Consider the following 11,725-nt stretch of genomic DNA (forward strand, 5'->3'; position numbering starts at 1 on the left):
GGGGCTGCGGACGCCCGGGCTGTCAAGCCGCGGGCGATCGTGCCTCCCCAGCGCCTGCACGGCCTGGGAGGTACCCCCAGGACGATGGGGTACCCCCGCTCCAGCGAAGCCGAGAGCGGGGGAGCGTGGGCGCGGCGGCACCCGTCAGCGCCGGGCCGCGCGACCCACCCGCCCCGCGCTCGGCCAAGGGCGCCTTCCAGCACCGCCCCCGCCACCCCCGAAGGGCCCCGGCACCCGAGGCAACGCATACGGCACCTTCCCGTACCACGCGGCGGCGACCACGTACCCGAAGCCCAGACACACCGCACCCCCCACCGCGTCCAGCCAGAAGTGGTTGGCCGTCGCGACGATGACCACCAGCGTCGCCGCCGGGTACAGCAGCCCCAGCACCCGCACCCACGGCACGGACGCCAGCGCGAAGATCGTCAGCCCGCACCACAGCGACCACCCGATGTGCATCGACGGCATCGCGGCGTACTGGTTGGACATGTTCTTCAGGTCGCCGGAGGCCATCGACCCCCAGGTCTCGTGGACCATGACGGTGTCTATGAAGCCGCCGCCGTTCATCAGCCGGGGCGGGGCGAGCGGGTACAGGTAGTAGCCGGCCAGCGCGACCCCCGTCGTCGCGAACAGGACCAGCCGGGTCGCCGCGTAGCGGCCGGGATGGCGGCGGAAGAGCCACACCAGCACCCCGAGGGTGACCACGAAGTGCAGGGTCGCGTAGTAGTAGTTCATGCCGACGATCAGCCAAGTCACCGAGTTCACGGCATGGTTGACCGACTGCTCGACGGCGATGCCGAGTTGGTGTTCCAGCCGCCAGATCCAGTCGGCGTTGCGCAGCGCCTGACCGCGTTGTTCGGGCACCGCGTTGCGCACAAGCGAGTACAGCCAGTAACTGACCGCGATCAGGAGGATCTCGAACCACAGGCGGGGCCGGCGCGGGGCGCGCAGGCGGTGCCGGAGGGACTGTCGCGTCGCGTCCGTGACCTGCTGCGGAACAGCCTCATCCCGGCTTTCCGTTGTCGTCACGGTCGTGTCACCCATAGGCACAGAGTCTGCCAGATAAGCCTTCGCCTACCGATCATCCCTCCGTCGGGTTCTGGACGCATGTTCTACAACGGCCGGAGGGTGGCCGGTCCCCCCTGAGGAGGACTCAGTCGCGTCGGCGACCCTGAGGGGCCGAGGCCGTCGAGCCGCGGACCACCAGCTCCGGCATGAACACGAACTCGCTGTGCGGGGCGGGGGTCCCGCCGATCTCCTCCAGCAGGGTGCGTACGGCGGCCTGCCCCATCGCCGGGACCGGCTTGCGGACCGTGGTGAGGGGCGGGTCGGTGAAGGCGATCAGCGGGGAGTCGTCGAAGCCGACCACCGAGACGTCCTTGGGGACGTCCAGGCCGCGCTGCCGTGCCGCGCGTATCGCGCCGAGCGCCATCATGTCGCTGGCGCAGACCACCGCCGTGCAGTCCCGTTCGATCAGGGCCAAGGCGGCTGCCTGGCCGCCCTCCAGGGTGTAGAGGGAGTGCTGGATCAGTTCTGTCTCGATCCGGTCGGCGGGCAGGTCCAGGAGGTCCTGCACGGCGCGCACGAACCCCTCTATCTTGCGCTGCACCGGCACGAAGCGTTTGGGACCCAGGGCCAGGCCGATGCGGGTGTGGCCCAGCGAGGCCAGGTGCGTGACGGCCAGGTTCATCGCCGCGCGGTCGTCGGGGGAGATGAACGGGGCCTGGACCTTCGGGGAGAAGCCGTCGACCAGGACGAACGGCACGCCCTGCGCGCGCAGGCGTTCGTAGCGCTGCATGTCGGCGTTGGTGTCGGCGTGCAGGCCGGAGACGTAGATGATGCCGGCCACCCCGCGGTCGACCAGCATCTCCGTCAGCTCGTCCTCCGTGGAGCCGCCGGGCGTCTGGGTGGCGAGGACCGGGGTGTACCCCTGCCGGGTCAGCGCCTGGCCGATGACCTGGGCGAGGGCCGGGAAGATGGGGTTCTCCAGCTCCGGGGTGATCAGACCCACCAGGCCCTCGCTGCGCTGGCGCAGGCGCACGGGGCGCTCGTAGCCCAGGACGTCCAGGGCGGCCAGTACGGACTGGCGGGTGGTGGCGGCGACGCCCGGCTTGCCGTTGAGGACGCGGCTGACGGTCGCTTCGCTCACCCCCGCCTGGGCGGCGATGTCGGCAAGCCGTGTGGTCACAGGGGTGGACTGTACCGGGCGGTGCGCTGCTTGCCCACCGATCGGCCGCCGTGGGCGACTTGTCGGACGCCCCCGCGCGGGCTGCTGCGTCATCGCGCTCCCTCAAGAAATTGACGGCAAGAACTTGCAGAGTCTTGCACAACCGGCCGTGGAGCGGTCGACCCCCGCAAACAAGCGTCTCACGGCGGTCGCCGACAGGTCACGCCCGGATAACGTCGGCGACGTCTTGCACTTTTTTTCTGCAAGGTCTTTCGAAACGCTTTCATCGCTGTTACGTTCACGTCGCCCGGCGGCGGCAGCAACGACGCAGTCGGCAAGTCGACAGGAGCGGCGGACGGGACCCCTCCTGCACTCACGGGCTTTCACCCTCAAGGAGAACTCATGCGGCGTGGCATAGCGGCCACCGCGCTGGTGGCGTCCTTCGCCCTCGCGGCGACGGCCTGCGGCGGGAGCGACAGCGGCGACTCGGCCGACGGACCGGTGACCATCACCTACTGGGACACCTCCAACGCGACCAACGAGGCGCCGACGTACAAGGCCCTGGTCAAGGAGTTCGAGGCCGCCAACAAGGACATCAAGGTCAACTTCGTCAACGTCCCCTTCGACCAGGCGCAGAACAAGTTCGACACCGCCGCCGGCGCCTCGGGCGCCCCGGACGTGCTGCGCACGGACGTCGGCTGGACCGCCGCCTTCGCCAAGAAGGGCTTCTTCCTGCCGCTGGACGGCACCGAGGCCCTCGCCGAACAGGACAAGTTCCAGAGCAGCCTGATCGAGCAGGCCACGTACGAGGGCAAGGTGTACGGCGTCCCGCTGGTCACCGACACGCTCGCGCTGGTCTACAACAAGGCCCTGTTCGAGAAGGCCGGCGTCGACGTCCCCAAGACCTGGGACGACCTGAAGAAGGCCGCCGCCACCATCAAGGAGAAGACCGGCGTCGACGGGTACCAGGGCTCCACCGCCGGGTACTACGGCCAGCCGTTCCTCTTCGGCGAGGGCACCGACCTCGTCGACACCGAGGGCAAGAAGATCACCGTCACCTCCGCCGCGGCGAAGAAGGCGTACCAGACCTGGCTGGGCCTGTTCGACGGCAAGGGCCTGGGCAAGGCCGACGTCACCGCCGACGCCTACGCCCACAAGCAGGACGCCTTTGTCAACGGCGAGGTCGCCGCGATCATCGAGGGCCCCTGGGAGATCACCAACTTCTACAAGGGCTCCGCCTTCAAGGACAAGGAGAACCTGGGCATCGCGACCGTCCCGGCCGGCTCCACGGGCGAGGCGGGGGCTCCCACCGGCGGCCACAACCTCTCCGTGTACGCCGGTTCGGACGAGGCGCACCAGAAGGCGGCGCTGAAGTTCGTGAACTTCATGACCTCCGCCAAGGCGCAGGAGACCACCGCCCTGAAGAACTCCACGCTGCCCACCCGGGACGACGCGTATACGGAGAAGGTGAAGGCCGACCCGGGCATCACCGGCTACCAGACCGTGCTGTCCAGCGCCCGGCCGCGCCCGGCACTGCCCGAGTACAGCTCCCTGCTGACCCCGCTCGACGACGAACTGCCCCTGATCGCCAGCGGCAAGAAGTCCCTGGACGACGGGCTGGGCGACATCGAGACGGCGTTCACCAAGCTGGTGCCCGACTTCAGCAAGTGAGCCGGCCCCGGTGGCCGCCGGAGTCCCGCCCCGGGGGGAGCGGGGCCCGGCGGCCACCGGCCCGAGCCCCAGATCTTGACCCGCAGGATTCCGAGAAGGTCGTCGAACCATGACAGTCGCCATCGACCGCGCCACCGGCAAGCGCCGCGGTGACCGCACGCCGCGGCCCGGGCTGGGCACGCGTCTGAAGCACGGATACCAGAGACACTGGTACGCCTACGCCATGATCGCCCCGGTCGTGATCGTCCTCGGCGTCCTGGTGCTCTACCCGCTCGCCTACGGCTTCTACCTCACCCTCACCGACGCGAACAGCCTCAACTCCGCCCGCACCATCGGCGTCAACGAGATCGAGGCGACGTACAAGTTCGTCGGGCTCGACAACTACGCCGACATCCTGTGGGGCGAGACGGCCTACGACCGCTTCTGGTCGCACTTCGTCTGGACGGTCGTCTGGACGGCCGCCTGCGTCACCCTGCACTACTGCATCGGCCTGGGCCTGGCCCTGCTGCTCAACCAGAAGAACCTGCGCGGACGCACCTTCTACCGGCTGATCCTGGTCCTGCCCTGGGCCGTGCCGACCTTCGTGACGGTCTTCGGCTGGCGGTTCATGCTCGCCGACTCCGGCATCATCAACTCCGCCCTGGAGTCCCTGCACCTGCCGACGCCGCTGTGGCTGGAGGACACCTTCTGGCAGCGGTTCGCCGCGATCATGGTCAACACCTGGTGCGGGGTGCCGTTCATGATGGTCTCGCTGCTCGGCGGGCTCCAGTCGATCGACTCCTCGCTGTACGAGGCCGCCGAGATGGACGGCGCGAACGCCTGGCAGCGCTTCCGGCACGTGACGCTGCCGGGTCTGCGGTCGGTCAGCTCCACCGTCGTCCTGCTGGGCGTCATCTGGACCTTCAACCAGTTCGCCATCATCTTCCTGCTCTTCGGCAACACCGCGCCGGACGCGCAGATCCTGGTCACCTGGGCCTACCAGCTCGGCTTCGGGCAGCAGCCGCGCGAGTTCGCGCAGTCCGCCGCCTACGGCATCCTGCTGCTGGCCGTCCTGATCGTCTTCACCTCCTTCTACCGCCGCTGGCTGAACCGCGATGAGCAGCAGCTCGCGATCTGAGGCATCCACCATGACCACCACCACCGTCACCACCCCGGCGACCGGTCCGGCGGAACAGGCCGACGCTCCTCGCGACGCGGTGCGGCGCGGCCGGCGTGGCACGGGCAACGCCCTCGCCTCGCACGCCGTCCTGATCGTCGCCTCCCTGATCGCCCTCTTCCCCATCGCCTGGCTGGTCTTCCTCTCCCTCGGCCCGGACAAGGACGACTACCTGCACCCCGGCGAGATCTGGGGGAAGATGACGTTCGACAACTACGCGTTCGTCCTCCAGCACACCAACTTCTGGGAGTGGCTGAAGAGTTCGCTGATCGTCTCGCTCGGCACCACGGTCATCGGCGTCCTGGTCGCCGCGACGACCGGGTACGCGGTCTCCCGGATGCGCTTCCCCGGGTACCGGAAGCTGATGTGGGTGCTGCTGCTGACGCAGATGTTCCCCATCGCCGTACTCATCGTGCCGATGTACCAGATCCTCTCCGAGCTGCGGCTGATCGACAGCTACCTGGGCCTGGTCCTCGTCTACTGCTCGACCGCGGTGCCGTACTGCGCCTGGCTGCTCAAGGGCTACTTCGACACCATCCCGTTCGAGATCGACGAGGCGGGCCGCGTCGACGGGCTGTCGCCGTTCGGCACGTTCTTCCGGCTGATCCTGCCGCTGGCCCGGCCGGGCCTGGCGGTGGCCGGCTTCTACAGCTTCATCACGGCGTTCGGCGAGGTCGCCTTCGCCTCCACGTTCATGCTGTCCGACACCAAGTACACCTTCGCCGTCGGACTGCAGAGCTTTGTCAGCGAGCACGACGCCCAGCGCAACCTGATGGCCGCCACCGCCGTGCTGATCGCGATACCGGTGTCGGCCTTCTTCTACCTCGTGCAGAAGAACCTGGTGACCGGCCTCACGGCGGGCGGCACGAAGGGCTGAGTCCCTCCCTCGTACGGGTGGCGGTCGCGGTGTGTCCGTCCGACCCCGCAGCACCCGCGACCGCCTCCCTCCCGCCCACGCTTCCCTGTACCCGTTACGCAGCAAGGACGACATGAGCCAGCAGCACTCCGCAGCCCAGGACCCCACTCCCCGGACCGCATCGGCCGTCGCCACCGCCACCCGGCGCCGCGACTGGTGGCGGGACGCGGTGATCTACCAGGTGTACCCGCGCAGCTTCGCCGACAGCGACGGCGACGGCATGGGCGACCTGGAAGGCGTCCGCACCCGTCTGCCCTACCTCCGCGACCTCGGCGTGGACGCGGTGTGGCTCAGCCCCTTCTACGCCTCGCCGCAGGCCGACGCCGGCTACGACGTGGCCGACTACCGGGCCGTCGACCCGATGTTCGGCACCCTCCTGGACGCCGACGCCCTGATCCGCGACGCCCACGAGCTGGGCCTGCGCATCATCGTCGACCTGGTCCCCAACCACTCCTCCGACCAGCACGAGTGGTTCAAGCGCGCCCTGGCGGAAGGCCCCGGCTCCCCGTGCCGCGACCGCTACCACTTCCGCCCCGGCAAGGGCGAGAACGGCGAACTGCCCCCCAACGACTGGGAGTCCATCTTCGGCGGCCCGGCGTGGACGCGGGTCGAGGACGGCGAGTGGTACCTCCACCTCTTCGCCCCCGAGCAGCCCGACTTCAACTGGGAGCACCCGGCGGTCGGCGACGAGTTCCGCTCGATCCTCCGCTTCTGGCTCGACATGGGCGTGGACGGCTTCCGCATCGACGTCGCCCACGGCCTGGTCAAGGCGGAGGGCCTGCCGGACCTCGGGGACCACGACCAGCTGAAGCTGCTGGGCAACGATGTCATGCCGTTCTTCGACCAGGACGGCGTCCACGAGATCTACCGCCAGTGGCGGCGCATCCTCGACGAGTACTCCGGGGAGCGCATCTTCGTCGCGGAAGCCTGGACCCCGACCGTCGAGCGCACCGCGCACTACGTCCGCCCCGACGAGCTGCACCAGGCGTTCAACTTCCAGTACCTGAGCACCCACTGGGACGCCGGCGAACTGCGCGGCGTCATCGACCGCACCCTGGACGCGATGCGCCCGGTCGGCGCCCCCTCCACCTGGGTCCTCTCCAACCACGACGTCACCCGCCACACCACCCGCTTCGCCAACCCGGCGGGCCTGGGCACCCAGATCCGCCTGCCCGGCGACCGCGAACTCGGCCTGAAGCGGGCGCGGGCCGCCACCTTGCTCATGCTGGCCCTCCCCGGCTCGGCCTACGTCTACCAGGGCGAGGAACTCGGCCTCCCCGACGTCACCGACCTCCCCGACGAGGTCCGCCAGGACCCCGCCTACTTCCGCGGCGCGGGCCAGGACGGCTTCCGCGACGGCTGCCGGGTGCCGATTCCCTGGACCCGCACGGGACCGTCGTACGGCTTCGGCGACGGCGGCAGCTGGCTCCCGCAGCCCGAGGGCTGGGGCGAGCTGAGCGTCGAGGCGCAGACCGGCGTCCCCGGCTCCACCCTGGAGCTGTACCGCACGGCCCTGTCCGTCCGCCGCGACCAGCCCGACCTGGGCGCGGGCGACACGGTGGAGTGGCTGCGGGCCCCCGAGGGCGTCCTCGCCTTCCGGCGGGGCGAGTTCGTCTGCGTCGCCAACACGACCGGCGAGTCGGTCACGGTGCCGGTGCACGGGCGCGTGCTGCTCTCCAGCGGCGAGGTGACGGAGGCCGACGGGGAGGCGAAGGTGCCGGGGGACACGACGGTGTGGTGGACGACGGGCTGACCGCCGCCTTCCCTGCCCGAGGGCCCGCCGCTTCTTCAGGAGCGGCGGGCCCTCGCTCACACCCGGTCCGTGCTCCGACGGTTCACCTCGCGCACTCGGGCGGCCAGCTCGTTGGCGCGGCTCTCCCTCAACACCGTCGCCATCCTCCGCGCCGTGCTCGGATGGCAACGGCCCAGCTCCACCAGGGGAGGCAGATACTCGCTGGCCAGCGAGACGGTGTCCAGCCCCAGCGACGGCAGCAGCACACCGCAGTCGGCCAGTGCGCGAGCCAGCTCGTCCTTCGCCGCCTCGGCGTCCCGAACGCGTGCTGTGCGGCTTTCATGTTCCATGCGGGCGGTGCCCCTTCTGTGCGTGATCGTGCTTTTCGACATCAAGCATCGGCGCGTGACGCTACGCTCACCAGGCGTAACGGTTTTCGTGGCACCGGATCGAAAACGGGGGACGCACATGCCCGCGCCGAAGGATCTCGACCCGTCCACGTCACTGGCGGCGCTGTACGGCAAGAAGCTGCGCAAGCTGCGGGTGCAGGCGGGGCTCACGCAACGGCGGCTCGGGGCGCTGATCCCCATCGCGCACAGCAGGATCGCCCAGTACGAGCTGGGCAAGGAGATCCCGTCCGAGAAGGTCAACGCGAAACTGGACGTGATCCTCAGAGCCGACGGCGACCTGGTCGACCTGTGGGACCACATCAGGCGGACGCCGATCCCGGACTGGGCGCGGAAGTACGTGGACTACGAGGCCAAGGCGAACGCCATGCACAAGTACATGGCGCACACAGTCCCGGGACTGCTCCAGACCGAGAGGTACGCGCGCGAGGTACTGCGACTGGGGCAGCCCTGGTGCACGGCGGAGGAGATCGAGGAGAGCGTCGCGGCTCGGCTCGGTCGGCAGGCATTGCTTCGTAGGGCACGGCCACCGCTGCTGTGGGTCGTGCTGGACGAGTCGGTGATCAGGCGTCCGGTGGGAGGGCCGGTGGTGATGAGGGAGCAGTTGGCCGTCGTGCTGGAGGCCGCTGCGAGACCCAACATCGAAGTGCAGTTGCTTCCGTTCGCCGCCGGGGCGCACTCGGCCTTGGACGGTTCGCTCACCCTTCTGTCCTTCGCGTCCGCTCCGGACGTCGCCTACTTGGAGGGGGGCCGCTCAGGCGAACTGGTGGAGGATCGGTCCATGGTCGCCCGTCACTCCTATTGTTACGATCTGCTCCATGCGCAAGCCCTGCCGCCGGAGGCGTCGGCGGTCCTGATCCGGCAGGCCATGGAGGAGTACGAGACATGCGCGGTAGCCGACCCGACCTGACAGCTGCGAGCTGGCGCAAGAGCACCTACAGCAATGGCGCCGGCGGCGACTGCCTCGAACTCGCCGACAACATCCCCGGCACGGTCCCCGTCCGGGACAGCAAGAACCCCGCGGGTCCGGTGCTGTTGCTCGCTCCGGCCGCCTGGTCGGCGTTCATATCCGGCGTGCGAGAGGTCAGTTCGTAAAGACGCCGGCACCGGTGAGCCGTGCGCAGCGGGCCGTCGCCGCCGTCGTGGGATCGGCGGTCGGCGACGCGCTCGGTGCGCCCTTCGAGTTCGGGCCCGAGGGTGTCTTCTCCGCCCGGTTTCCCGAGCCGGGGTCCGGCGAGATGTGCGGGGGCGGCGGCTGGGAGCCGGGGGAGGCCACGGACGACACGCAGATGGCCGTCCTGGTGGGGGAGTCGCTGCTGGAGCGGGGCGGGCTGGACCTGCCGGACGTGTTCGACCGCTTCCGGCGCTGGGCGGCGGCCGATCCCAAGGACATCGGGCTTCAGACCGAGGACGTACTGACCAACGGCATGCCGTGGGACCAGGCCGCGGCCGTCCATTTCCAGGTCAACCGGCGCGCGGCGGGCAACGGCGCGCTCATGCGGGCGGCCACGTCCGCCGTCCACTTCGCCGGAGCCGGCCAGGCGGCCACCATGGACGCCGCCCGCCGCATCGCCGCCCTCACCCACGGCGACCGGGCCGCCTGGGAGGGCACCGCCGTCTTCCACGAACTGGTGCGGCAGGCGCTGGAGGGCGCCGATCCCCTCGACGCCGTTCCCGAGGCGCTGGCCCTGGTCCACCCCGGCCACCGCCCGCGCTACGCGACCGTCCTGGACGCCGACTGGCACCCCGGCCGGGCGACCGAGTTCAACGGTGCCGTCTGGCCCTGCCTGGGCTCGGCCGTCTGGGCCCTGCGGACGACGGGGAGCTTCGCGGAGGCGGTCCGTGCGGCGATCGACCTCGGCGGTGACACGGACACCGTCGCCGCGGTCACCGGAGGGCTCGCGGGCGCCCGCTACGGCCTGGACGCGATCCCCGCCCGCTGGACCGAGCCCCTGCACGTCCCCCTGCCGGGGTTCGGCGGCCGGGTGCTGCGGACGGACGACCTGACCCGGCTCGCGTCCCGCCTCGTCGCCGCCGCGAACTGACCGCCCGCGGCAACTTCCGCACGACACCTCCCCTTTCGATGATCGAAGCTTTAACATCTGCGTCACCGCAAGGTTTCAGCAACCTTGCAGCAAGAGCCTTCAACGAAGAAGGGCCCCCACATGGCACGCAGATCCCTCCTCTTCGGTGCAGCCACTCTCGCCGCGGCTGCCCTTGTCATGAACCCGACCGTAACGACCACGGCGCAGGCGTCGCCGCCCGGCACCAAGGACGTCACCGCCGTCCTCTTCGAGTGGAACTTCGCCTCGGTCGCCAAGGAGTGCACCAACACCCTCGGTCCCGCCGGCTACGGCTACGTACAGGTCTCCCCGCCCGCCGAGCACATACAGGGGTCCCAGTGGTGGACCTCGTACCAGCCGGTCAGCTACAAGATCGCCGGACGCCTCGGTGACCGGGCCGCGTTCCAGTCCATGGTGAACACCTGCCACGCGGCCGGCGTGAAGGTCGTCGCCGACGCCGTCGTCAACCACATGTCCGCGGGCAGCGGCACCGGCACCGGCGGATCGGCGTACACGAAGTACAACTACCCCGGGCTGTACTCGTCCTACGACTTCGACGACTGCACCGCGCAGATCAGCAACTACACCGACCGCGCCAACGTGCAGAACTGCGAGCTGGTCGGGCTCGCCGACCTCGACACCGGCGAGAGCTATGTGCGCGGTGCGATCGCCGGGTACCTCGACGACCTGCTCTCCCTCGGGGTCGACGGCTTCCGGATCGACGCCGCCAAGCACATCCCGGCCGCCGACCTCGCCAACATCAAGTCGCGGCTCAGCAACCCGTCCGTCTACTGGAAGCAGGAGGTCATCTACGGCAGCGGGGAAGCCGTCCAGCCGACCGAGTACACCGGCAACGGGGACGTCCAGGAGTTCCGCTACGCCTACGACCTCAAGCGCGTCTTCAACAACGAGAACCTCGCCTACCTGAAGAACTACGGCGAGGGCTGGGGGTACATGAGCAGCGGCGTCTCCGGTGTCTTCGTCGACAACCACGACACCGAGCGCAACGGCTCCACCCTCAGCTACAAGGACAACGCCACCTACACCCTCGCCAACGTCTTCATGCTGGCCTGGCCCTACGGGGCGCCGGACATCAACTCCGGTTACGAGTTCTCCGACACGGACGCCGGTCCGCCCAACGGCGGCACCGTCAACGCCTGTTGGCAGGACGGCTGGAAGTGCCAGCACGCCTGGCCGGAGATCAAGTCGATGGTGGCGTTCCGCAACGCCGTCCGCGGGGAGTCCGTCACCAACTGGTGGGACAACGGGGGCGACGCCATCGCCTTCGGGCGCGGTGCCAAGGGGTACGTCGCCATCAACCACGAGGGCGCGTCGCTGACCCGGACCTACCAGACGTCCCTGTCCGCCGGCACGTACTGCGACGTCCAGAGCAACACGACGGTGACCGTGAACGGCTCGGGCCAGTTCACCGCCACCCTCGGCGCCAACACCGCGCTGGCGCTGTACGCGGGCAAGTCGAGCTGCTGAACCGACGCCCGGCGCAAGGGTCGTGAAATGTCTTTCCGTTACTTTCACGACCCTTGCTGCAACCCTTGCGGCGAGGTTACCGTCTCGCCGGGGTCGGACCCTCGAACGAGCCGCCGTCAGCAAGG

General features: G+C 69.5%; 11 protein-coding genes. 8 read left to right on the forward strand and 3 right to left on the reverse strand.

The features are described 5' to 3' along the window. Positions 1-144 precede the first annotated feature (144 nt). Both ACIQR3_RS07810 and ACIQR3_RS07815 read right to left on the reverse strand, forming a co-directional pair. Positions 145-1,044: a phosphatase PAP2 family protein gene (locus ACIQR3_RS07810; protein ID WP_403535673.1), complete on the reverse strand. Its 900-nt coding sequence runs from the start codon at positions 1,042-1,044 to the stop codon at positions 145-147. A gap of 109 nt (positions 1,045-1,153) precedes the next feature. Further along, positions 1,154-2,188, reverse strand: a complete 1,035-nt coding sequence (locus ACIQR3_RS07815) for a LacI family DNA-binding transcriptional regulator (protein WP_403535676.1) — start codon at positions 2,186-2,188, stop codon at positions 1,154-1,156. Between the two features lie 381 nt (positions 2,189-2,569). On the opposite strand from ACIQR3_RS07815, the gene ACIQR3_RS07820 reads away from it, so the two are divergent. The 4 genes from ACIQR3_RS07820 to ACIQR3_RS07835 all read left to right on the forward strand — a co-directional run bounded on the left by ACIQR3_RS07820 (position 2,570) and on the right by ACIQR3_RS07835 (position 7,663). Continuing rightward, positions 2,570-3,838 carry an extracellular solute-binding protein gene (locus ACIQR3_RS07820; RefSeq protein ID WP_403535678.1) on the forward strand — a complete coding sequence of 423 codons (1,269 nt, stop codon included), beginning with the start codon at positions 2,570-2,572 and terminating at the stop codon, positions 3,836-3,838. 109 nt (positions 3,839-3,947) lie between these two features. Further along, positions 3,948-4,955, forward strand: coding sequence for a carbohydrate ABC transporter permease (locus ACIQR3_RS07825; protein WP_215173417.1), 1,008 nt, complete (start codon positions 3,948-3,950; stop codon positions 4,953-4,955). Between the two features lie 10 nt (positions 4,956-4,965). Beyond that, positions 4,966-5,871 (forward strand): sugar ABC transporter permease, encoded by a 906-nt coding sequence (locus ACIQR3_RS07830; RefSeq protein ID WP_403535681.1) that lies wholly within the window; start codon positions 4,966-4,968, stop codon positions 5,869-5,871. 112 nt (positions 5,872-5,983) lie between these two features. Next, positions 5,984-7,663, forward strand: a complete 1,680-nt coding sequence (locus tag ACIQR3_RS07835; protein ID WP_403535684.1) for a glycoside hydrolase family 13 protein — start codon at positions 5,984-5,986, stop codon at positions 7,661-7,663. A gap of 56 nt (positions 7,664-7,719) precedes the next feature. Here the strand turns inward: ACIQR3_RS07835 and ACIQR3_RS07840 are convergent, their stop codons facing one another. Beyond that, complete coding sequence (locus ACIQR3_RS07840) at positions 7,720-7,992, reverse strand: hypothetical protein (protein ID WP_403535687.1); 273 nt, start codon at positions 7,990-7,992, stop codon at positions 7,720-7,722. A 118-nt stretch (positions 7,993-8,110) separates the two neighbouring features. Between ACIQR3_RS07840 and ACIQR3_RS07845 the strand changes: the two genes are divergently transcribed. The 4 genes from ACIQR3_RS07845 to ACIQR3_RS07860 all read left to right on the forward strand — a co-directional run bounded on the left by ACIQR3_RS07845 (position 8,111) and on the right by ACIQR3_RS07860 (position 11,600). Then, complete coding sequence (locus tag ACIQR3_RS07845) at positions 8,111-8,959, forward strand: Scr1 family TA system antitoxin-like transcriptional regulator (protein ID WP_403535690.1); 849 nt, start codon at positions 8,111-8,113, stop codon at positions 8,957-8,959. Further along, a complete protein-coding gene (locus tag ACIQR3_RS07850) occupies positions 8,935-9,144 on the forward strand; it encodes a DUF397 domain-containing protein (RefSeq protein ID WP_403535693.1) in 210 nt (69 codons plus the stop codon). The genes ACIQR3_RS07845 and ACIQR3_RS07850 overlap by 25 nt, the downstream gene beginning before the upstream one ends. Positions 9,145-9,158: 14 nt before the next feature. Beyond that, positions 9,159-10,094, forward strand: coding sequence for an ADP-ribosylglycohydrolase family protein (locus tag ACIQR3_RS07855; RefSeq protein ID WP_403535696.1), 936 nt, complete (start codon positions 9,159-9,161; stop codon positions 10,092-10,094). 120 nt (positions 10,095-10,214) lie between these two features. Continuing rightward, positions 10,215-11,600, forward strand: a complete 1,386-nt coding sequence (locus ACIQR3_RS07860; protein WP_403535699.1) for an alpha-amylase family protein — start codon at positions 10,215-10,217, stop codon at positions 11,598-11,600. Positions 11,601-11,725 lie beyond the last annotated feature (125 nt).

Source organism: Streptomyces sp. NPDC090994 (assembly GCF_044768905.1).
GTDB lineage: Bacteria > Actinomycetota > Actinomycetes > Streptomycetales > Streptomycetaceae > Streptomyces.